Origin of the sequence: Bradyrhizobium sp. Arg816, assembly GCF_029989365.1 — a bacterium.
Lineage (GTDB): Bacteria > Pseudomonadota > Alphaproteobacteria > Rhizobiales > Xanthobacteraceae > Bradyrhizobium.
In genome coordinates this window covers 469,540-490,527 of record NZ_JAPRAQ010000003.1, presented here as the reverse complement: position 1 = coordinate 490,527, position 20,988 = coordinate 469,540, and the positions used below count along the sequence as shown (strand labels likewise).

The following is a 20,988-nucleotide window of genomic DNA, read 5'->3' as shown; positions in this document are numbered from 1 at the left end:
CTACTCCGCCATTTTGGGTTCGGTGACGCCATCTTCGGCCGCGGCGCTCGCGCTGGTCGCCGCGCGCTTTTCCTTCGACGACTCCCACCAGGCGTTGAAGGTGCCGACGATGCCCTTGGGCAGCAGCAGCGTCACCAGGATGAACAGCGCGCCTAGCATGAACAGCCAGTAGGGCGCGAGCATGCCCGAGGTGAAGAACGTTTTTGCGTAGTTGACGACGACGGCGCCGAGTGCAGCGCCGATCAGCGTACCGCGGCCGCCGACCGCGACCCAGATCACCGCCTCGATCGAGTTGCCGGGTGCGAATTCGCTCGGGTTGATGATGCCGACCTGCGGCACGTAGAGCGCACCGGCAACGCCGGCCATGCAGGCCGACAACGTGAACACGAACAGCTTGTAGGATTCGACGCGGTAGCCGAGGAACCGGCTGCGCGATTCCGCATCGCGGATTGCGATCAGAACCTTGCCGAGCTTGGAGGACACGACGGAGCGGCAGATCAGGAAGCTCAGGATCAGCGCCAGGCAGCTCAGCGCAAACAGCGCGGCGCGGGTGCCCTCGGCCTGCACGTTGAAGCCGAGGATGTCCTTGAAGTCGGTCAGGCCGTTGTTGCCGCCGAAGCCGAAATCATTGCGGAAGAAGGCGAGCAGCAGCGCATAGGTCATCGCCTGCGTGATGATCGACAGGTACACGCCGGTGACGCGAGAGCGGAAGGCGAGCCAGCCGAAGCAGAAGGCGAGCAGGCCGGGCGCGACCAGCACCATCAGCGCCGCGAACCAGAACATGTCGAAGCCGTACCAGTACCAGGGCAGTTTCGAATAGTTCAGGAACACCATGAAGTCGGGCAGGATCGGATTGCCGTAGACGCCGCGGGTGCCGATCTGCCGCATCAGGTACATGCCCATCGCGTAGCCGCCGAGCGCGAAGAAGGCGCCGTGGCCGAGCGAGAGGATGCCGCAATAGCCCCAGATCAGGTCGATCGAAAGCGCGAGGATCGCGTAGCAGACATATTTGCCCCAGAGCGCGACCAGATAGGTCGGCACCTGCAGGACCGAGCCCGCGGGCAGCAGCAGGTTGGAGAGCGGGATGAGGATGCCGCAGGCCGCGACGATGGCGAGAAAGATCGTCGCGCCGCGGTCCAGCGACTTGGTCAGCATGTGGGGGGTCATGCTTCCACCGCACGGCCCTTGAGCGCGAACAGGCCGCGCGGCCGCTTTTGAATGAACAGGATGATGAGAACGAGGATCGCGATCTTGCCGAGCACGGCGCCGGCGACTGGCTCCAGGAACTTGTTGGCGATGCCGAGCGTGAACGCGCCCACGAGGGTCCCCCAGAGATTACCGACGCCGCCGAACACCACGACCATGAAACTGTCGATGATGTAGCTCTGGCCGAGATTGGGGCTGACATTGTCGATCTGCGACAGCGCCACGCCGGCGATGCCGGCAATGCCGGAACCGAGGCCGAAGGTCAGCGCGTCGACGCGCGAGGTTGCAATGCCCATCGAGGCCGCCATGCGGCGGTTCTGCGTCACCGCGCGCATCTCGAGGCCAAGCGCGGTGTAGCGCAGCATCGCGAGCAGGATGGCGAACACGGCGAGCGTGAAGACGAGGATCCAGAGCCGGTTATAGGTGATGGTGATCTGGCCGAGCTCGAACGCGCCGCTCATCCAGGAGGGATTGCCGACCTCGCGGTTGGTCGGGCCGAACATGGTGCGCACCGCCTGCTGCAGCACCAGCGACAGGCCCCAGGTTGCGAGCAGGGTCTCCAGCGGACGGCCGTAGAGGAAGCGGATGATGCTGCGCTCGATCAGCACGCCAATGCCGCCGGCGACGAGGAAGGCGAGCGGCACGGCGATCAAGAGCGAATAATCGAAGAGTGCGGGGTAGCGCGTGCGGATCACCTCCTGTACCACGAAGGTGGTGTAGGCGCCGATCATCACCATCTCGCCATGGGCCATGTTGATGACGCCCATGACGCCGAAGGTGATGGCGAGCCCGATCGCGGCGAGCAGCAGCACCGAGCCGAGCGAGAGGCCGTACCAGGCATTCTGTACCGTGGACCAGACCGCGAGCGAAGACTGGATCGAGCCGATCGCGCTCGCGGCGGCCTTGGTTACCGAGGCCGGCTGGTCGCCCATGCCGGTGAGCAGCGCCATCGCCTCCTGGTCGCCGCGCGCCTTGAGGGTGGCGACCGCCTCGAGCTTCTCGACCTCGGTGGCATCGGACTTGAACAGCAGGATGGCCGCGCGGGCTTCGCCGAGCGCAGCCTTGACCGATTTGTTGGTTTCCTTGGCGAACGCGCCATCGACCGCCTCGAGCGCGGTCTCCTCATGCGACTTGAAAACGGATTGCGCGGCCTGCAGGCGCGTTCCGACGTCCGGCGACTGGAGCGTCAGGCTGCCGATCGCGGCATCGACGCTGCGGCGCAGGCGGTTGTTGAGGCGGACCGCGCTCGCGGTGTCGGGAACGCTGGCGACGGGCTCGCCGGTCGCGGCATCGATCGACTTGCCGTCGGCACCGGTGACGTAAACCTTCTTGCTATCAGGATCGGCCATGAGACGGCCGTCCTGGAGCGCGCTGATGATGGGGAAAGCCAGCTTGTTGCCGCTGCTCGCGACCACGCCGATCGCCTCTTCCGTGTCGGAGTAATCGTCATTGGCGAATTTGGCGACCGCCTCCTCGAATGGACCGGCAAGGGCCGGCAGTGCGAACGCGATCAGGAATAACGAGAGGACAAAGGTCGAGAGACGAGCGGATAAATTGGTTGGCACTGTGGATCACCCCGGCAGAAGTGGGGAGAAGGCGGCGGAATAGCCGTCTTCTCCCGTCGTGCAATCAAACGTCAGATCCGGATCAGGAGCCTGAGCCGAGGCACTTGTTGGTCTTGGTGTTGAAGTTGCCGCACTTCTTGCCGACCCAGTCGCCGACCAGGTCCTTGGAGCCCTCGAGCTCCTTCGACCAGGCGTCGCCGGCAACGAGGCTCGGGGTCTTCCAGACCACGTCGAACTGGCCGTTACCCTTGATCTCGCCGATGAACACCGGCTTGGTGATGTGGTGGTTCGGCAGCATCTTCGACACGCCGCCGGTCAGGTTCGGCGCCTCGATGCCGGGGAGCGCGTCGATCACCTTGTCCGGATCGGTCGACTTCACCTTCTCGACGGCCTTCACCCACATGTTGAAGCCGATCACGTGCGCTTCCATCGGATCGTTAGTCACGCGCTTCGGGTTCTTGGTGTAGGTCTGCCAGTCCTTGATGAACTTCTCGTTCGCCGGGTTCTTGATCGACTCGAAGTAGTTCCAGGCGGCGAGATGGCCGACCAGCGGCTTGGTGTCGATACCGGCGAGCTCTTCCTCACCCACCGAGAACGCGACCACCGGGATGTCCTTGGCCTTGATGCCCTGGTTGCCGAGCTCCTTGTAGAAGGGGACGTTGGCGTCGCCGTTGATGGTCGAGACCACCGCGGTCTTCTTGCCGGCCGAGCCGAACTTCTTGATGTCGGCCACGATCGTCTGCCAGTCGGAATGACCGAACGGCGTGTAGTTGATCATGATGTCTTCCTGGGCGACACCCTTCGACTTCAGGTAGGCCTCCAGGATCTTGTTGGTGGTGCGCGGATAGACGTAGTCGGTGCCCGCGAGCACCCAGCGCTTCACCTTCTCGTCCTTCATCAGATAGTCGACGGCGGGGATCGCCTGCTGGTTCGGCGCAGCACCCGTGTAGAACACGTTGCGCTCGCTCTCCTCGCCCTCGTACTGCACGGGGTAGAACAGGATGCTGTTCAGCTCCTTGAACACCGGGAGCACCGATTTGCGCGACACCGAGGTCCAGCAGCCGAATACGACCGCAACCTTGTCCTTGGTGATCAGCTCGCGCGCCTTTTCTGCGAACAGCGGCCAGTTCGAAGCGGGATCGACGACGACGGCCTCGAGCTTCTTGCCGTTCACGCCGCCCTTCTTGTTCTGCTCGTCGATCAGGAAGAGGATGGTGTCCTTCAGCGTGGTTTCGCTGATGGCCATGGTGCCGGAGAGAGAATGAAGGACGCCGACCTTGATGGTGTCGTCCGCGGCCTTGGCGCCGGTCAATGAAGCCAGACCCATCATCAGTCCGGCGGTCGCGGCGAGAACGCCACGGCGGCTAAATGACGCCGCTATATCGTGAGTGGATTTGTTAAGCATGGATGTATCATCTCCCTGACGCAGACGTGAAAAAGACGCTGCGAAACGGCCCCACGGCCGCCTGCGATTAATGGAATCGCAAGAACCATGCCATGGGCTGGGCACATGCCAACCTATTGGTCAGGCTAGATAATTTTGCTGCAATCCAACTTTCGCCGCAGTCCAATTGCTCAAATCTTGGGCAAATAAAATGTATGCTAATGCGGCAGACAGGATATTTTTTAAGCAAAACAATGACACTGTCTAAATTTCTGGCATAACTATTTCTGCACTGCAATCACGGTTTGAGGCCGCGTTGCCTTGAAACCGCCCCCTGAATGTTCCATATGGAGGTTCGAGACCTCTTGCGAATCAAGGGGTCGTAGCGAGCCGCGTGTTCTTAAGCCCTTTCCGGGCCTCTGGCTTGCCCCATCCCATCAAGCCATCCGACACCCCAAACACGCAGGTGTCTATTCGACACCCTTATTGCGCGTGCCCCGCTGATTGCGCCGGGCGCTCGCTTTCGACATGGAAAGAACCCATCTTTTGACTTCCTTTCAGGACTTCGGCCTTGCCGAACCCATCGCGCGTGCTCTCGCCGAAGAGAATTACGTCACCCCCACCCCCATCCAGGCCCAGACGATTCCCACGGCGCTGACCGGCCGCGACGTCGTCGGCATCGCCCAGACCGGCACCGGCAAGACCGCGTCCTTCGCGCTGCCGATCCTGCACCGCCTGCTCGAGAACCGCATCAAGCCGCAGCCGAAGACCTGTCGCGTGCTGGTGCTCTCACCCACCCGCGAGCTGTCCGGCCAGATCCTCGACAGCTTCAACGCCTACGGCCGCCACATCCGGCTGTCCTCGACACTCGCCATCGGCGGCGTGCCGATGGGCCGCCAGGTTCGCGCGCTGATGCCTGGCCTCGAGGTTTTGGTGGCGACCCCCGGCCGGCTGCTCGACCTCGTGCAGAGCAACGGACTGAAGCTTGGAAGCGTCGAATTCCTCGTGCTCGACGAGGCCGACCGCATGCTCGACATGGGCTTCATCAACGACATCCGCAAAATCGTCGCCAAGCTGCCGATCAAGCGGCAGACGCTGTTCTTCTCGGCCACCATGCCGAAGGACATCGCCGAGCTCGCCGACGCGATGCTGCGGGACCCCGCCCGCGTTGCGGTCACCCCGGTGTCCTCGACCGCCGAGCGGATCAACCAACGCATCATCCAGGTCGATTTCTCCGCCAAGCCCGCCTTCCTGACCAGGCTCCTGAAGGACGAGCCGGTCAATCGCGCGCTGGTCTTCACCCGCACCAAGCATGGTGCCGACAAGGTCGTGAAGACACTCGAGAAGGCTGGCATCGCCGCCAGCGCCATCCATGGCAACAAGTCGCAGAACCATCGCGAGCGGACGCTCGCCCAGTTCCGTTCCGGCGAGATCCGCACCCTGGTCGCCACCGACATCGCCGCTCGCGGTATCGATGTCGACGGCATCAGCCACGTCATCAATTTCGACCTGCCGAACGTGCCCGAGACCTATGTGCACCGCATCGGCCGCACCGCGCGTGCCGGTGCCGACGGTACCGCGATCTCGCTGGTCGCCGGCGGCGAGGAACTGAGCTATCTCCGCGACATCGAGCGATTGATCAAGGTGGCGCTGCCGCGCGAGGATCTCCGCACCGACGCCGGGCGCCGCGATGCGGGTCCGCCCCCGCCGCAGCAACGACAGGGCCGGCCGGGCCGCCCGGGCCAGCGCCCGCAAGGCGCAAGGCATGGTGAGGGACGTCACACTGACGGACGACGCACCGACGAAAGGCATGCCGACGGACGCCACCATAGCGCCGCCAAGCAGGGCGACGGACGGCCCGGCGAAGGTCGGCACGGTGACGGACGGCATGTTGACGGACGTCCCGGTGGTAGCCAGAAGGTCTCGAAGGGGTCTCGCCGCCACCGGTCCGGTGGTAAGACGCATTCTTCCCCAACCGACCGTCCGGAACAGCGTTCCGCGCATAGCGCCGGCAAGCCCGATGGGATACAAGGCGTGGCCTTTTTACGCCGCGAGAGTCGGCCGATGGGCCAACCGACCCGCAAACCCTATTCGCACTAGCCGTCCACGACCTGGAGAAATTCATGGCTAAGGAAGAGCTGATCCAGTTCGAAGGACTGGTCACCGAAATCCTCCCCGACGCGCGCTACCGCGTGCAGCTCGACGCCGGGCACGAGATCGTCGCCTACACCGCCGGCAAGATGAAGAAGAACCGCATCAAGACGCTGGCGGGTGACCGCGTGACCGTGGAAATGTCGCCCTACGACCTCGAGAAGGGCCGGCTGATTTTCCGCCACAAGGACGAACGTCCGAGTGGCGTGGGCGGGCCTCCCCGTCCCGGACAGCGCGGTGGCCAGTTCCGCCGCCGTTGATCCGCTTCCAGCATCTCGGCTGCGGAGGTAAATTCTGACCTGTATGCTGATCCGCCGTGTCGAACGCGGCGGATCAAAAAATCGTGCACGTCAGGATTGTTTTGGTGCCTTAATTCCAATAAAATCACTCATCGATTTTCGGCCGGACGACATTGGCATCCACCGGTACAGCCGGTTCAGACACGCTGACGACCCTTCCAGAAACTCGATCTAACCCGCCTGCGAAAGTAGGCTTCGACACTGCACATCTGAGAAGGAACTACCCCGTGAGCATGGGAACCGTGAAGTGGTTTAACGCGACCAAGGGCTTTGGCTTCATCCAGCCCGACGATGGCGGCCAGGATGTCTTCGTACACATCAGCGCCGTCGAGCGCGCCGGTCTCGGCACGCTGCGTGAAGGTCAGAAGGTCTCTTACGAGATCGTCGCCGACCGTCGTTCCGGCAAGTCGGCAGCGGACAACCTCCGCGCCGCCGGTTGAGCCCACGGGCCTTCGGCCCGGACGGCTCTAGCGAGCAAGCAAAAGGAAAAGGCCGTGCGCAACGCACGGCCTTTTTTCATGTCCGACAGAGCGGATGGACTCAACAGGTCGTACCGGCCGCATCCGCGCTGTCATGGACGCAACTGGACAACGCGTCGGTCTTGCTAGTTCGTTTTGGCGGCAGCGCCGGCGTTGCCGCTGGCGTTGTTGCTCAACGAACCTGCCTGGCTCATCGTGTTGTTGAAGTAGTTGTCGCTGTCGCCGAGCGTCACGCGACGCTGGCACAGCGGCATGCAGCTGTAGGACTCGCGCTCGACCCCGCGATAGACGGTGACGAGCCGGTCGCTCGGACCTTCGACCTGGATCTGACGGTCGACCAGGATCTCACCGCCCCGGTCCAGCGCGATGAAATTGGTGGCACCGTAGCCCTTCCCGGTCACGACGATCATGCCGCCTGGCTGGAGCGTGACGTCGGCGATCAGGGGATTGCCGACCACGATGGTCGCCACCTTGCCGGGCAGCCGGACCAGCTTGGCCTGGTCGACATTGACGGCGATGGTGTCGGCGGTCGCCTCGGCAAGGCTGGCGGCCGGCGATGCCAGCACCGCAGCCGCAACCAGAAGACAAACGCGCGCATGACGGCGCAGCAACTCTTTACGCATACTCTTACCCCCGGGACGTCACAAACCGGCAGAAGCGATTCGATACACAGCGGAGCCGGTGCCCGACCCGGCTAACCTGCCCTTAATTCGTGAACGTTCCGCAAACTCGCCGACTATTGTTTGAACGGACTGGGCGTTTTGCTGCCTCAGGAGGTCCGTTACTGGCGGAACGGATAGGCGAGCTGACCCCCGATCTCCTTCGGCATGGTCGCTTCGTCCTTGCCGTAGTCCTGTGGCAGTTTTCCCTCCGGCATGCGGAAGGTGCCGAACAGCACGTCCCAGATCGGAAACGTCCCGGCAAAATTGGTGTCACCGCCCTCTTCGAGCGCGGTGTGGTGCCAGCGGTGGAACACCGGCGTCGCCAGCACATATTTGAACGGTCCGAAGGTCCAGTTCAGGTTGGCGTGCACGAAGGCCGAATGGAAGGTGGTGAACGGACCGAGCCAGATCATGACGTTCGGGGAGATGCCGGCCATCAGCAACACGACGTCGACGCCGATCGTCCCGAGCATGAGATTGACGGGATGGAAGCGGGCCGCGGAAATCCACCCGATCTCCTCCGACGAATGATGAATGGCGTGGTACTTCCAGAATCCGCCGTCGTGGAACAGCCGGTGCAGCCAGTACAGCATGAAGTCAGACAGCACCAGGAACAGTATCGCCTGCACCCACAGCGGCAACTGCGCCAGCGGGCCATGGCCATTGTCGTAGAAGGCGATCAGGTCGTCGGCGTCGTGGATGTTGAAGACGGCACCGGCACCGACGATCAGGAGTCCGATCCGCATGGTGCGGGCGAACACCGGAACGAAGAACCAGTAGCAGATGTCGGTGAGGATCTCGCGCTTGCGCCACCACGGCGCGCCGGGATTGCAGGCCCAGAAATGCTCGAGCACGGTGAAGACCGCTGCGAGCACGAAGGTGACGGGGACCATCTTCTGGATGGTCTCGCCGAGCATCAAGGCGACTTGCATGGGCAGGCTCGACATCATCGCCTCTCTTCCGGACTTCTGATCCCGCTTATGCCTACTCCGCGAAATTTAAGGGAGGGTGAAGTCCACGGCGCGCTTGAGGCGCATTTGGAACAGGAAGAATTTCGATTGCGTCCTTAAGGCCAAATTCACTCTGGGCAAAAGCATCGGGCGGGAAGCGGGTTTGCCCGATCGAATTAACTCTACCGAAAGAGCTCGGCTCTCATGTTTAGCGCGTCAAGCACAGCGCCGAACGAGGCGATCACACCCCAGACGGAGTTTAGTTCATGAAGAACCTGATTGCGCGTTTCGCGAAGGATGAATCCGGCGCCACCGCCATCGAATACGGCCTGATTGCCGCCGGCATCGCACTGGCCATCATCACCGTCGTCAACAACCTCGGCAGCTCGCTGAACACCAAGTTCGGCTCGATCAGCTCCTCGCTGAAGTAAGCGACCGACCAACGACGGCAAAAGCCCCGGACCTCCGGGGCCTTTGTTTTTCTGAATGCGGCGAGTTCCAGTGGCGTTGCGCGAGTACAGAACCGAAGCCGCGGTTGCGGCGAGCGAGGCGGAGGCGGCCGAGGCCTCTTCGCCGGCGTACTGGGTTTGCCTTGCGCTGCTGCTCGCGACGGCCGTCCTCGCCGCGCGCATTGCCAGCATCTGGTGAGTGCGCCTCCGGCAGGTTCCTGCGCGCAGCGCCGCTGCCGCCGTTGTCGGTTTGTTTAGCACTGCCGGCTAGCATGCGGCGACACTCCGATCCCGCGATGAACCCAAGCTCAAGACGCCGCCCATGATCCTCGACCTTGCGCGCCTTCTGCTCTTCCCGGCCCTGATGGCCTTCGCCGCCGCGAGCGATCTCTTCACGATGACCATCTCGAACCGCGTGTCGCTGGCGCTGATCGCGGGCTTCTTCGTGCTCGCGTTCGCCGGTGGCATGGCACCTTACGAGATGCTGAGCCATGTCGGCGCCGGCGCACTGCTCCTCGTCGTGGCCTTCGGCTGCTTTGCGATGGGCTGGATGGGCGGCGGCGACGCCAAGGTCGCGGCTTCGGTCGCGCTCTGGTTCGGCTTCGCGCAATTGATGGATTTCCTGCTCTACGCTTCGCTGTTCGGCGGAGCCCTGACGCTGCTCCTGCTCCAGTTCCGGCAATGGCCATTGCCTTACGGGCTGGCGGGCCAGGCCTGGTTGGCACGGCTGCACGACAAGGAGAGCGGCATTCCTTACGGCATCGCGCTCACGCTCGGCGCGCTGATGGTCTATCCGGAGACCGAATGGGTGAAGGCGATCGACCTCGCTCACCTCGCACTGCGCTGAACGCACCGGGTAAGCCGGCGTTAAGCCGATTTAGATACGCCTCATTAACCATGCTTTGACGAATAGCTGGTCAACTGCCGATGACGGCGGCGGCTGCGTCGCGGCGTTTTGTGGAAAGTGAAGCGTATGAATAGGGCACGCATTGTCGTCCTGACGGTCGCCATCTGCGCCGGCGGTGTCGCCGCGTACCTGGCGAGCGGCTCGGACTCTGCGCCGCCACCGGCGGCTCCGGTCGCACAGCTTCCGACCGTCGACGTCCTGGTCGCCAAGAACGACATCGGCCTCGGCCAGACCGTGAAGCCGGAAGACGTGCAATGGCAGACCTGGCCGGCTGCAACCGCCAGCGCCACCTTCATCCGCCGCAACGAACGCCCCGAGGGCGCAACCCAGGTCATCGGCTCGATCGCCCGCGCGCCCTTCATCCAGGGTGAGCCGATCCGCGACCAGAAGCTGGTCAGGGCCGAGGGCTCCGGCTTCATGGCGGCGATCCTGCCGACCGGCATGCGCGCGATCTCGACCGAGATCTCGCCGGAGACCGGCGCGGGCGGCTTCATCCTGCCCAACGACCGCGTCGACGTGCTTCTGACACGCCGCCTCAAGAACGCCGACCAGAGCTCCGGCGCCCAGGACATCGTCACGTCCGAGATCATCCTGGCCAATGTCCGCGTGCTGGCCATCGACCAGGCGCCGAAGGAAAAGGACGGCCAGAACACCGTGGTGGGCAAGACCGTCACGCTCGAGCTCAATCCCGCGCAGACGGCGACGCTCTCCGCGGCCCGGCAGAGCGGCACGCTGTCGCTGGCGCTGCGCAGCATCGCCGACGTCAAGATGAGCGAGATCACGCTCGATGATTCCGCGAAGCGCGATGGCGTTTCGATCATTCGCTACGGCATCCCAAGCGCGACGGCGAAGGCACGATGAGGACTGTCGATATGAAATGCAGGGCAGATTTGGCGACGATGCGAACCTCGATGGTCCGCGCCCTGTCGTTTTCGGCCGCCTTTGCGCTGACGCTCAACCCGGTGCTCACCCCGGCGATCGCCGCCGACTACCGTCCCGTGGCGCAGGTCGGGGCCGATGGCCAGTTGAACGCGCGCTTCCTCTCGCTCGGCGTCGGCAAGTCGATCGTGATCGACCTGCCGCGCGACATCAAGGACGTGCTCGTCGCCGATCCCAAGATCGCCAATGCGGTGGTCCGCTCGTCGCAGCGCGCCTACATCATCGGTGCCTCGGTCGGCCAGACCAACATCGTGTTCTTCGATTCCGCCGGCCAGCAGATCGCGGCCTATGACATCGCGGTCAAGCGCGACCTCAACGGCCTGCGCGCCGCGCTCAAGCAGGTCCTGCCCAATTCCGACATCCAGATCGACGGCCTCGGCGACGGTGTCGTCCTGACCGGCTCGGCGGCGAACCCGCTGGAAGCGCAGCAGGCCAATGATCTCGCCGCGCGCCTCGCCGGCGGCGCCGAAAAGGTGGTGAACTCGATCGTGGTCCGCGGCCGCGACCAGGTCATGCTGAAGGTGACCGTCGCCGAAGTCGCGCGCACCATCATCAAGCAGCTTGGCATCGATCTCACCGCGAACCTGAACTACGGCACCTCGGTGGTGAGCTTCACCAACTCCAACCCCTTCACGGCTCTCGGCAAGAATCTGGTGGACGGCAACGCTCTGACCACGAAGTTCGGCGCGACGCCGTCGGTGCAGGCCACCCTGCGCGCGATGGAGAGCGCCGGCGTGATCCGGACGCTGGCCGAACCGAACCTGACCGCGATCTCCGGTGAGTCCGCGACCTTCATCGCCGGCGGCGAATTCCCGGTACCGGCGGGCTATGCGTGCGATCCCACCACGCATGTCTGTACCACCCAGATCAGCTTCAAGAAGTTCGGTATCTCGCTCAACTTCACCCCGATCGTGCTGAGCGAGGGCAAGATCAGCCTGCGCGTGATGACCGAGGTCTCGGAACTGTCGAACGAAAATTCGATCACGCTGTCGCAGGCCGTGACCTCGAACTCGGTGAACTCGCTGACCGTGCCCTCGATCAAGACCCGCCGCGCCGAAACCTCGCTGGAAATTCCCTCCGGCGGCGCGATGGCCATGGCCGGTCTGATCCAGCAGCAGACCAAGCAGGCGGTCAACGGATTGCCGGGACTGATGCAGCTCCCGATCCTCGGCACGCTGTTCCGCAGCCGTGACTTCGTCAACAACTCGACCGAGCTGGTGGTGATCGTGACACCTTATGTCGTTCGCGCGACGTCGCCAAAGGACCTGTCGCGGCCGGATGACGGCTTCGCCGCGCCCGCGGATCCGCAGGCCGAGCTGATCGGCAATATCAACCGCATCTACGGCGTGCCCGGCCGGACCGAACCGGCCAAGAACTACCGCGGCACCTACGGCTTCATTACCGACTGAGGCGGAACGGGGATTTCACGATGATCACAGCACCACCCCAGATTCGCAAACGCGCCATCCGTTTCGGTGGCGCGCTCGTCGGCATGGCGCTCGCCCTCGGCGGCTGCCAGCACAACGAAGCGGTCACGGCCTCCATCCCCGACGATTACAAGCAGCGCCACCCGATCGCGATCGAGGAGCAGAACCGCTCGATCGTCGTCTTCGTCGGCCACGCCCGCGGCGGATTGACCGCCGCCCAGCGCGCCGACGTGATGGGCGTCGCCTCGGCCTGGCTGCACGAAGGTACCGGCGCCATCCGCATCGACGTGCCGTCCGGCACGCCCAACGCACGTCCGGTCGCGGAGACGGTGCGCGAGATCCAGGCGATGCTGGCGGGCGCGGGGGTTCCGCCGCGCGGCGTCAACATTCGCCCCTACCAGCCGGAAGACAGGCGCTTCCTGCCGCCGATCCGGCTCACTTATTCCAAGATCGCCGCGGTCGCCGGTCCCTGTGGCCTGTGGCCCGACGACATCGGCCCCTCGATGAAGAACAAGAGCTGGTTCGAGAACAAGGACTATTACAATTACGGCTGCGCCTATCAGCGCAACATGGCGGCGATGATCGACAATCCGTCGGACCTCGAGCAGCCGCGGACTGAAACGCCGTCCTATACGGCGCGTCGCACCACGGCCTTCGAGAAGTATCGCAAGGGAACGACGACGACGACCATCTATCCTGAGGCCGACAAGGCCAAACTCAGCGACACCGGCAAATGATCAGCTACGCTCGCCAGACTCAAGAAGAGCAGCCCGAGGCGCCGACGCCGGTCGAGGAGCATATTGCTCCCTCGCCGCGCGTGTCGGTCCAGGCTTTCTGCGAGACCGTCGAGACCGCTGCCGCGGTGCAGTCGGCCGGCGAAGACCGTCGTCTCGGCAAGGCCCATCTGAAGATCCAGATGGGCGGCATGGCGGCCGCGATCGAAGCCTACCGCTCGGCGCCGACGCCGAACGTGATCGTGCTCGAGAGCGACGGCCGCAACGATCTTCTGACCGGCCTCGACCATCTCGCCACGGTCTGCGACGCCGGCACCCGCGTGGTCGTGATCGGCCGCATCAACGACGTCACGCTCTACCGCGAGCTGGTGCGCCGCGGCGTCAGCGACTACGTGCTCGCGCCGGTCGGCGCGATCGACGTCGTGCGCTCGATCTGCAACCTGTTCTCGGCGCCCGAAGCCAAGGCGGTCGGCCGCATCATTGCCGTGGTCGGCGCCAAGGGCGGCGTCGGCGCGTCCACCATCTCCCACAACGTCGCCTGGGCGATCGCGCGCGACCTCGCAATGGACTCGGTCGTCGCCGATCTCGACCTCGCCTTCGGCACCGCTGGGCTCGACTACAACCAGGACCCGCCGCAAGGTATTGCGGATGCCGTGTTCTCGCCGGATCGCGTCGACACCGCCTTCATCGACCGCCTGCTGTCGAAATGCACCGACCATCTCAGTCTGCTGGCGGCGCCGGCGACGCTCGACCGGGTCTATGATTTCGGCACCGACGCCTTCGATGCCGTGTTCGACACGCTGCGCTCCACCATGCCGTGCATCGTTCTCGACGTTCCGCATCAATGGTCGGGCTGGACCAAGCGCGCCCTGATCGGGGCGGACGACATCCTGATCGTGGCAGCGCCTGATCTCGCCAATCTGCGCAACACCAAGAACCTGTTCGATCTGCTGAAGGCCTCGCGGCCCAACGACCGGCCCCCGCTCTACTGCCTGAACCAGGTCGGCGTCCCGAAACGGCCCGAAATTGCCGCCGCCGAGTTCGCCAAGGCGATCGAGAGCCCGCCGGTCGTCTCGATCCCGTTCGAACCGCAGATCTTCGGCTCGGCGGCCAACAACGGCCAGATGATCGCGGAGATCTCCGCCAACCACAAGTCGATCGAGATGTTCCTTCAGATCGCCCAGCGCCTGACCGGCCGCAGCGAGACGAAGAAGCAAAAGTCGTCCCTGCTTTCACCCCTGATTGATAAGTTGCGGGGAAAATAAGCCGCCGCATGGAGTTGTTAAGTGTTCGGTAAGCGTAGCGGAACAGACACCGATACTCGGGCTCCCAAGCCCGGCGCCGTGGCGCCAGAGCCTGCCCAGGCTCCGGCGCCCGCGGTGTCGCGCGCGCCGCCCCCGCCGGCCGTCGCCTCGCCGCCGCTTGCCCCCGCCCGGCCGGCGCCGGCCATGGAATCCCGTCGCTCGGACAATTACTACGAGGTCAAGGCGACGATCTTCGGTGCGCTGATCGAGGCCATCGACCTCGCCCAGCTCGCCAAGCTCGACTCCGAGTCCGCGCGCGAGGAAATCCGCGACATCGTCAACGAGATCATCGCGATCAAGAACATCGTGATGTCGATCGCCGAGCAGGAAGAGCTGCTCGACGATATCTGCAACGACGTTCTCGGCTACGGTCCGCTGGAGCCTCTGCTGTCGCGCGACGATATCGCCGACATCATGGTCAACGGCGCCGACACCGTCTACATCGAGGTCGCCGGCAAGATCCAGCGCACCGGCATCCGCTTCCGCGACAACCAGCAGCTCCTCAACATCTGCCAGCGCATCGTCAGCCAGGTCGGCCGGCGCGTCGACGAATCCTCGCCGATCTGCGACGCGCGCCTCGCCGACGGCTCCCGCGTCAACGCCATCGTGCCGCCGCTGTCGATCGACGGGCCCACGCTCACCATCCGAAAATTCAAGAAGGACAAGCTGACGCTGGATCAGCTGGTCAGGTTCGGCGCGATCTCGCCGGAGGGCGCGGAAATCCTCCAGATCATCGGCCGCGTCCGCTGCAACGTGCTGATCTCCGGCGGCACCGGCTCCGGCAAGACCACGCTGCTCAACTGCCTGACCAACTACATCGAGCACGACGAGCGCATCATCACCTGCGAGGACGCGGCCGAGCTCCAGCTCCAGCAGCCGCACGTGGTGCGACTCGAAACCCGTCCACCCAACATCGAGGGCGAAGGCCAGGTCACCATGCGCGAACTGGTGCGCAACTGCCTGCGTATGCGCCCCGAACGCATCATCGTCGGCGAAGTCCGCGGACCCGAGGCGTTCGACCTGCTCCAGGCCATGAACACCGGCCATGACGGCTCGATGGGCACGCTCCACGCCAACAACCCGCGCGAAGCGCTGTCGCGCTGCGAATCCATGATCACGATGGGCGGCTTCTCACTGCCCTCGCGCACCATCCGCGAGATGATCTGCGCTTCGATCGACGTCATCGTCCAGGCCGCGCGCCTGCGCGACGGCTCGCGCCGCATCACGCACATCACCGAGGTGATGGGCATGGAAGGCGACACCATCATCACCCAGGACATCTTCCTCTACGACATGGTCGGCGAGGACGCCAACGGCAAGATCATCGGCCGGCACCGCTCGACCGGCATCGGCCGCCCGAAATTCTGGGAGCGTGCGCGCTATTACGGCGACGAGAAGCGCCTTGCCGCCGCGCTCGATGCGGCGGAAGTCGCGCCGAAGACATGAGCAGATCGGCGCAGCCATGAACATGCAGGTCCTTGCCCTCGCCTTCCTCGCCACTGCCGCCGTCGGCGGCATCGCCTGGGTGTTTCTTTATCCGCTCCTGTCCGGAGAGCGGAAGGCGGAAAACCGCCGCGCCTCGATCGCGCGCGCCGATGCGCCCGCGGCCAAGCAGACCGAAAAGAGCCAGCGGTCGCGCCGCGAGCAGGTCGAGACGTCGCTCAAGGATCTCGAGGCGCGGCGCCAGCAGGAGAAGAGCGTCCCGCTCGGTGTTCGCCTGTCGCAGGCAGGGCTCGACTGGACGCCACAGAAATTCTGGATCGTGTCCGCCGTCGTGGCGGGAGTGCTGTTCGCGATCGCCCTGTTCGTCGGCGGCGGCCTGCTTGGCGCCGCCGGTCTTGCCTTCGCCGGCGGCTTCGGCCTGCCACGCTGGGCGCTGGGCTTCCTGAAGAAGCGACGCGAAAACAAATTCCTGGCGGCGCTGCCCGATGCGGTCGACGTGATCGTTCGCGGCATCAAGGCGGGCCTGCCACTGTTCGAATCGATCAAGGTCGTCGCCGCCGACTCGCCTGAGCCGCTGCGCAGCGAGTTCCTGGCCATCATCGAGACCCAGGCGATCGGCATGCCGCTCGGCGAGGCCTGCTCGCGTCTCTACGAGCGCATGCCGCTGCCGGAAGCCAACTTCTTCGGCATCGTCATCTCGATCCAGCAAAAATCCGGCGGCAACCTCTCCGAAGCGCTCGGCAACCTCTCCAAGGTGCTGCGCGACCGCAAGAAGATGAAGGAAAAGATCCAGGCGATGTCGATGGAGGCCAAGGCCTCGGCCGGCATCATCGGTTCGCTGCCGCCGATCGTGATGTTCCTCGTGTATCTCACGACTCCGCACTACATCTCGCTGCTTTGGACCCATCCGACCGGCCAGCTCATGCTGGTCGGCTGCGTCGTCTGGATGTCGATCGGCATCATGGTGATGAAGAAGATGATCAATTTCGATTTCTGACGGTGCCGTATGGTCGAATTCCTCGTTTCGAAACTGCATGATGTCCGCTTCATGACCATGCTGCTGGCGGCCATCGCCGCCAGCGCCACCGTGTATACGCTGGTGATGCCGCTTTTCGCCGGCGAAGGCCTCGCCAAGCGCATGAAGGCGGTGGCGAGCGAGCGCGAACGCATCCGCCAGCGCGAGCGCGAGCGTCTCAACAAGAGCGAGAAGGTCTCGCTGCGCCAAACGCCGAAGCAGGTCGTCTCCCGAGTCGTCGAGGACTTCAACCTCACCAAATGGCTCGCGCAGGAAGCCGCGCGCGACAAGCTCATCATGGCGGGCTATCGCGGCCAGGCGCCCTACATCACCTTCCTCTTCGCCCGCATGGTGGCTCCGCTCGTGCTGTTCGTCGGCTCGATCATCTACGTGTTCCTGATCGCGCATATGCAGCAGTCGATGCCGATCAAGATCGGCATCTGCATCGGCGCGGCCTATCTCGGCCTTCAGGCGCCCATGCTGTTCCTCAAGAATGCGATTTCCAAGCGCCAGCTATCGATCAAGCGCGCCTTCCCCGACGCACTCGACCTGCTGCTGATCTGCATCGAGTCCGGCATGTCGGTCGAAATGGCGTTCCGCAAGGTCGCCACCGAAATCGTGGGCCAGTCGATCGCGCTGTCCGAGGAGTTCACCCTGACCACGGCCGAGCTGTCCTATTTGCAGGATCGCAAGGTCGCCTATGAGAACCTGGCGCGGCGCACCGGGCTCGAGGGTGTCAAGTCGGTGTGTCTCGCGCTTCAGCAGGCGGAGCGCTACGGCACCCCGCTCGGGCATTCCTTGCGCGTCATGGCGCAGGAAAACCGCGACATGCGCATGAACGAGGCCGAGAAGAAGGCCGCCGCGCTGCCGCCGAAGTTGACGGTGCCGATGATCCTGTTCTTCCTGCCGGTGCTGTTCGTCGTCATTCTCGGACCGACCGGCATCAAGATCAGCGAGCTGCACTGACGGTTAAGACGCGGACCGCGCGCGGTCCGCCGCCAGCTTCAGGATTGCAAGATCAGGTTCTGATCAGCCGGGCTGGCTGAGCGAGGCGATCGGCGTCCGCTTCGGCGCGCCGCGCGGAGCGTCGCTGCGGCTCAGCATTTCCTTCAGGTAAGCGACATTGGCCGCGGCCTGGTCCGGCGGCAGGTCGGCCTTCACGATCGTCTCGGCTTCGGCGAAGCGGCCCTGGAGACCGACGACGAGGCCGAGATTCTGCCGCACCCGGGTACTGGCACGCGGCGAGGCGTAGGCCTGCCGCAACGTCTCTTCGGCCTTCGGCAGGTCCTTCGACAACATGTAGGACAGGCCGAGATTGGAGAGCACGCCGGGATCACCCGGCGCGATCCTCAGCGCGCTCGCATAATAGGAGCGCGCTTCGTCGTGGCGGCCCATCTGATCGAGCGCGGTGCCCTGCACCGACAATAGGCGCCAGTCCGGATTGTCGGGCGAGTGCGCCTTCGACAGCACGTCGAAGGCCTGCTGAAAATTGCCATTGTCGGCGAGCGCGCGGCCATACTGCGCGAGCAGCGCCTTATTGCCGGGATTGGCGATGGTCGCCTGCTCGAGCACGGCGGCGGCCTGGGCGCGCTGGCCGTTGGCGCGCAAGGCCTGGCCGTAGCCGAGCGCCGCGTCGGCGTCCTTGGGATTGGCACGGTAGCGCTCGCCATAGACCTCGACGGTGCGCGCGGGATCGGCGGGGGCGGCTTCCGTCCGCGGTCCGACAGAGCCGGTGACGTCGGAGAGTTTCGACATGGCGGTGCAGCCGCCGAGGCCCATGGCCACTGCCGCCACCAGCGAAGTGGACGCGAGAAGCCGGGCAAGACTGAACCGTTGACGCATGACGCTTTTGACTCACGAGCCGATTGATCGAGCCGAACGCGCCAGCAATAGACTGTTAACCCTAACGGCCGGTTAACGTCAGCCTGGCTGCCCCTCACGGCGGTGTCTGCGGCGGCGGCTCGCCACCGAGGGCGAGATCGAGACCGAGCACCTTCACCGGCTCGTTCAGGTCGTGCAACAGCAATTGCAGCCGGCGCCGCGCCTGAGCAACATCGACGCCCGGGCTCGGCATCCCGGGCCATTCGCGCCGGAAGTCGTTGCGGTTGACCAGCCGCTTCGCAAGGAGCTCGTCGAGCTGAACGTCGTCAATGCCGAGCACGTCGGCGCAGTGCTCGACCAGGCGGCGCAGCAGCAACTTCACCGCGGCCAGCGCCTCGGCGTCATCCCTGCGCTCCGATCTCGCGAACTTGCCCGCGATATCGGCCCAGGCCCATGACGTGACGAGATAGGCGTGGAGCGCGCTCGGCCAGTCCACCTCGCCGTCGGCGTAGAAAGCGCGGCGCATCAGGAGCCGCCGGGCCTGTGCGGCAACTTGATCACGCTTCAACATCGCACATGAGGCGATCTCGATGGCCGACTGGACGGCGGGATCGCGGGAAAAATCCCGTCCTGCCGGCAACCTGATGACGCCGTCCGGCAGGTTCGAGTCGAGCAGCCCGAAGGTGCCGTCGTTGCGCGGCCGCGAATAGCGCGTGATCGCGAACTGGTGCTCCGTGCGGCCGGCCCGGGACGATGCGCCAAAATGAATGATGTTGAATCCGGCATCGTCACCGGCCTGCCCGGTCGAGGACGGGCAGGAGAGCACGTAGATCGTACGCCAGAAGGCTTCGCCGCTCGCGCTGCGCGTGGCCCGCGGATCCGGGATCGAGTAACGGGTGAGCCCCTCGACATGCCGGTGTCCGTGCAGGACCAGATTGACGTTGAGCGACGTCGCCGCTTCGAGGAAGGTTGCGGGCGCCGCGAGATACATCAGCGGTTCGTCGGGGACGCCGAGAAACCGCTTTCCTTCGCCGGTCGCCTGCGGCAGCGGATGATGATGCAACGCCAGCACGCGCACCAGGTTTTCCGCCGGCTCGGCATAGTCGGCGCGTCCCACGGATCCCATGCTGCCTGCGAGCTCGACGCTCAGCCGGGCGGAATCCGCGACAAGCGCGCTGTAGGCGCTCTCGTCGATATTGCCGCTCGCGAGCGTTGAGAGGCTCGCGCGGTTGGAGTCGAGCAGCACCAGATCGAGGCCAGCCTGGCGGTAATAGACGCTCTTCGAGCTCCGCGGCAGATGCAAATAATCATAGACGTCGTGGCGGCCCGCGCGCTGGCTCGGGCGCTTGACGTCGTGATTGCCCGCGACCGCCTGGATGTCGGTGAACAGTCCGGTCTGCCGGAAGGACGCGATGACGGCGAGCGCTTCGTCCAGGGCGCGCGGCGTCGGGTCGTCCACGAGATCGCCTGTGATCAGCAGAATGCGATCTGGAACGTCCGCGAAGTCCGCCATCGCCTTGCGGATTGCGGCACTGAGCGCCTCGATCGTCGCCAGCAGCCGGCCTGACCCATCCAGATGCAGGTCGGAAATCTGCGCAATAACGAACGCTCTATCCATTTTGCGCCGCTCATTTGCGAATGCTGCGCCCAAACGATGAGAAGAATGCTTTCGACGAACAGGTTTGGCCGGATATCAAGCCGAGCCGCCGCGTTGTTGCGCTCGATGCCAGCAGAACCGCACGACACAATCTAAAATATTCGTCAATAATGCCACAACCGCGGCGCTAGTAAAGCCCCGCGGCCGCGCTCTCGTGAACGGCAGTTCTCAGCATGGATACGAGATCCGCCCGGCGATGGTTTCGCTGACCCGATCAATATTCGATGGCAAGCCGCTTGCGGATTTCGTCGATGCGCTTGTCGAGCGCATCGAACCGCGCGTGGACGGAGCGGTCGTGGAGATAGAAGACGTAACCGCCGGCAAGGAACGCAAATATCCAGTGATGATGCTCGACATAACCAAAGATCGCCTCGACGGCCTGGCCGATGAATGTGACCACGCTCCACACAAATTCCATTGCAGTTTCCTCCCGGCAGGCCTCGTCTTCGGTGGCCGGTCATCTCCTGCACAGTTTTCCCAGTCGATCCGGCGGCCGTTGCCGGAACCTAGCATGGGCCCCTTGCGGCGAGTAGCGGGTCGCTGAACGGTGACAGCAAAGCCGATTGCAGCCGCGGCGAAACTCTGCGAAGTCTCGT

At 64.3% G+C, this 20,988-nt stretch carries 21 protein-coding genes; 13 read left to right on the top strand and 8 right to left on the bottom strand.

Translation table 11 applies throughout. The annotated features are described in order from the left end of the window. The 3 genes from urtC to urtA all read right to left on the bottom strand — a co-directional run bounded on the left by urtC (position 1) and on the right by urtA (position 4,176). A complete protein-coding gene (gene urtC / locus OWC48_RS11055; RefSeq protein ID WP_282520002.1) occupies positions 1–1,167 on the bottom strand; it encodes an urea ABC transporter permease subunit UrtC in 1,167 nt (388 codons plus the stop codon). Further along, complete coding sequence (gene urtB, locus OWC48_RS11050; RefSeq protein WP_282520001.1) at positions 1,164–2,771, bottom strand: urea ABC transporter permease subunit UrtB; 1,608 nt, start codon at positions 2,769–2,771, stop codon at positions 1,164–1,166. Before urtB ends, urtC begins: the two co-directional genes overlap by 4 nt. A gap of 82 nt (positions 2,772–2,853) precedes the next feature. Then, entirely contained in the window at positions 2,854–4,176 is a 1,323-nt protein-coding gene (gene urtA, locus OWC48_RS11045) for an urea ABC transporter substrate-binding protein (protein WP_282520000.1), read from the bottom strand. Between the two features lie 507 nt (positions 4,177–4,683). Between urtA and OWC48_RS11040 the strand changes: the two genes are divergently transcribed. From OWC48_RS11040 to OWC48_RS11030, 3 genes are all read left to right on the top strand, one after another. After that, complete coding sequence (locus tag OWC48_RS11040) at positions 4,684–6,255, top strand: DEAD/DEAH box helicase (RefSeq protein WP_282519999.1); 1,572 nt, start codon at positions 4,684–4,686, stop codon at positions 6,253–6,255. A 23-nt stretch (positions 6,256–6,278) separates the two neighbouring features. After that, complete coding sequence (gene infA / locus OWC48_RS11035; protein ID WP_008131890.1) at positions 6,279–6,566, top strand: translation initiation factor IF-1; 288 nt, start codon at positions 6,279–6,281, stop codon at positions 6,564–6,566. Positions 6,567–6,832: 266 nt separating this feature from the next. Beyond that, positions 6,833–7,045, top strand: coding sequence for a cold-shock protein (locus OWC48_RS11030; protein WP_028148374.1), 213 nt, complete (start codon positions 6,833–6,835; stop codon positions 7,043–7,045). Positions 7,046–7,209: 164 nt separating this feature from the next. Here the strand turns inward: OWC48_RS11030 and OWC48_RS11025 are convergent, their stop codons facing one another. Together OWC48_RS11025 and OWC48_RS11020 are read right to left on the bottom strand one after the other, a co-directional pair. After that, complete coding sequence (locus tag OWC48_RS11025; RefSeq protein ID WP_063980973.1) at positions 7,210–7,707, bottom strand: pilus assembly protein N-terminal domain-containing protein; 498 nt, start codon at positions 7,705–7,707, stop codon at positions 7,210–7,212. Between the two features lie 158 nt (positions 7,708–7,865). After that, entirely contained in the window at positions 7,866–8,693 is an 828-nt protein-coding gene (locus OWC48_RS11020) for a sterol desaturase family protein (protein ID WP_014498223.1), read from the bottom strand. Positions 8,694–8,962: 269 nt separating this feature from the next. On the opposite strand from OWC48_RS11020, the gene OWC48_RS11015 reads away from it, so the two are divergent. The 10 genes from OWC48_RS11015 to OWC48_RS10970 all read left to right on the top strand — a co-directional run bounded on the left by OWC48_RS11015 (position 8,963) and on the right by OWC48_RS10970 (position 17,880). Beyond that, positions 8,963–9,127, top strand: a complete 165-nt coding sequence (locus OWC48_RS11015) for a Flp family type IVb pilin (RefSeq protein ID WP_014498224.1) — start codon at positions 8,963–8,965, stop codon at positions 9,125–9,127. 76 nt (positions 9,128–9,203) lie between these two features. Then, on the top strand, positions 9,204–9,344 hold the full coding sequence (locus OWC48_RS11010; protein ID WP_282520090.1) for a hypothetical protein: 141 nt from the start codon (positions 9,204–9,206) through the stop codon (positions 9,342–9,344). A gap of 123 nt (positions 9,345–9,467) precedes the next feature. Beyond that, the gene (locus tag OWC48_RS11005) at positions 9,468–9,992 is read left to right on the top strand and encodes a prepilin peptidase (protein WP_014498226.1); all 525 of its coding nucleotides are present in this window, start codon (positions 9,468–9,470) and stop codon (positions 9,990–9,992) included. A gap of 126 nt (positions 9,993–10,118) precedes the next feature. After that, a complete protein-coding gene (gene cpaB, locus OWC48_RS11000; RefSeq protein ID WP_282519998.1) occupies positions 10,119–10,913 on the top strand; it encodes a Flp pilus assembly protein CpaB in 795 nt (264 codons plus the stop codon). A gap of 11 nt (positions 10,914–10,924) precedes the next feature. Beyond that, complete coding sequence (locus tag OWC48_RS10995) at positions 10,925–12,400, top strand: type II and III secretion system protein family protein (RefSeq protein ID WP_282519997.1); 1,476 nt, start codon at positions 10,925–10,927, stop codon at positions 12,398–12,400. 20 nt (positions 12,401–12,420) lie between these two features. After that, positions 12,421–13,155, top strand: a complete 735-nt coding sequence (locus tag OWC48_RS10990) for a CpaD family pilus assembly protein (RefSeq protein WP_282519996.1) — start codon at positions 12,421–12,423, stop codon at positions 13,153–13,155. After that, positions 13,152–14,417: an AAA family ATPase gene (locus OWC48_RS10985; protein WP_282519995.1), complete on the top strand. Its 1,266-nt coding sequence runs from the start codon at positions 13,152–13,154 to the stop codon at positions 14,415–14,417. The genes OWC48_RS10990 and OWC48_RS10985 overlap by 4 nt, the downstream gene beginning before the upstream one ends. Before the next feature lie 21 nt (positions 14,418–14,438). Continuing rightward, entirely contained in the window at positions 14,439–15,902 is a 1,464-nt protein-coding gene (locus OWC48_RS10980) for a CpaF family protein (RefSeq protein WP_282519994.1), read from the top strand. A gap of 16 nt (positions 15,903–15,918) precedes the next feature. Next, a complete protein-coding gene (locus OWC48_RS10975) occupies positions 15,919–16,896 on the top strand; it encodes a type II secretion system F family protein (protein ID WP_028148367.1) in 978 nt (325 codons plus the stop codon). Between the two features lie 9 nt (positions 16,897–16,905). After that, on the top strand, positions 16,906–17,880 hold the full coding sequence (locus OWC48_RS10970) for a type II secretion system F family protein (protein ID WP_063980966.1): 975 nt from the start codon (positions 16,906–16,908) through the stop codon (positions 17,878–17,880). Between the two features lie 63 nt (positions 17,881–17,943). On the opposite strand, the gene OWC48_RS10965 is transcribed toward OWC48_RS10970, so the two are convergent. The 3 genes from OWC48_RS10965 to OWC48_RS10955 form a co-directional block, all read right to left on the bottom strand. Beyond that, complete coding sequence (locus tag OWC48_RS10965; RefSeq protein WP_282519993.1) at positions 17,944–18,756, bottom strand: tetratricopeptide repeat protein; 813 nt, start codon at positions 18,754–18,756, stop codon at positions 17,944–17,946. Between the two features lie 94 nt (positions 18,757–18,850). Next, positions 18,851–20,353, bottom strand: coding sequence for a metallophosphoesterase (locus tag OWC48_RS10960; RefSeq protein WP_282519992.1), 1,503 nt, complete (start codon positions 20,351–20,353; stop codon positions 18,851–18,853). A 253-nt stretch (positions 20,354–20,606) separates the two neighbouring features. Then, positions 20,607–20,810 carry a hypothetical protein gene (locus tag OWC48_RS10955; protein WP_018454690.1) on the bottom strand — a complete coding sequence of 68 codons (204 nt, stop codon included), beginning with the start codon at positions 20,808–20,810 and terminating at the stop codon, positions 20,607–20,609. Between the last annotated feature and the right edge of the window lie 178 nt (positions 20,811–20,988).

Coding starts and splice junctions, on each gene's coding strand:
- urtC (WP_282520002.1), bottom strand. CDS start 1,167: ATGACCCCCCACATGCTGACCAAGTCGCTGGACCGCGGCGCGACGATC.
- urtA (WP_282520000.1), bottom strand. CDS start 4,176: ATGCTTAACAAATCCACTCACGATATAGCGGCGTCATTTAGCCGCCGT.
- OWC48_RS11040 (WP_282519999.1), top strand. CDS start 4,684: ATGGAAAGAACCCATCTTTTGACTTCCTTTCAGGACTTCGGCCTTGCC.
- infA (WP_008131890.1), top strand. CDS start 6,279: ATGGCTAAGGAAGAGCTGATCCAGTTCGAAGGACTGGTCACCGAAATC.
- OWC48_RS11025 (WP_063980973.1), bottom strand. CDS start 7,707: ATGCGTAAAGAGTTGCTGCGCCGTCATGCGCGCGTTTGTCTTCTGGTT.
- OWC48_RS11020 (WP_014498223.1), bottom strand. CDS start 8,693: ATGTCGAGCCTGCCCATGCAAGTCGCCTTGATGCTCGGCGAGACCATC.
- OWC48_RS11015 (WP_014498224.1), top strand. CDS start 8,963: ATGAAGAACCTGATTGCGCGTTTCGCGAAGGATGAATCCGGCGCCACC.
- OWC48_RS11005 (WP_014498226.1), top strand. CDS start 9,468: ATGATCCTCGACCTTGCGCGCCTTCTGCTCTTCCCGGCCCTGATGGCC.
- cpaB (WP_282519998.1), top strand. CDS start 10,119: ATGAATAGGGCACGCATTGTCGTCCTGACGGTCGCCATCTGCGCCGGC.
- OWC48_RS10995 (WP_282519997.1), top strand. CDS start 10,925: ATGAAATGCAGGGCAGATTTGGCGACGATGCGAACCTCGATGGTCCGC.
- OWC48_RS10990 (WP_282519996.1), top strand. CDS start 12,421: ATGATCACAGCACCACCCCAGATTCGCAAACGCGCCATCCGTTTCGGT.
- OWC48_RS10985 (WP_282519995.1), top strand. CDS start 13,152: ATGATCAGCTACGCTCGCCAGACTCAAGAAGAGCAGCCCGAGGCGCCG.
- OWC48_RS10975 (WP_028148367.1), top strand. CDS start 15,919: ATGAACATGCAGGTCCTTGCCCTCGCCTTCCTCGCCACTGCCGCCGTC.
- OWC48_RS10970 (WP_063980966.1), top strand. CDS start 16,906: ATGGTCGAATTCCTCGTTTCGAAACTGCATGATGTCCGCTTCATGACC.
- OWC48_RS10965 (WP_282519993.1), bottom strand. CDS start 18,756: ATGCGTCAACGGTTCAGTCTTGCCCGGCTTCTCGCGTCCACTTCGCTG.
- OWC48_RS10960 (WP_282519992.1), bottom strand. CDS start 20,353: ATGGATAGAGCGTTCGTTATTGCGCAGATTTCCGACCTGCATCTGGAT.
- OWC48_RS10955 (WP_018454690.1), bottom strand. CDS start 20,810: ATGGAATTTGTGTGGAGCGTGGTCACATTCATCGGCCAGGCCGTCGAG.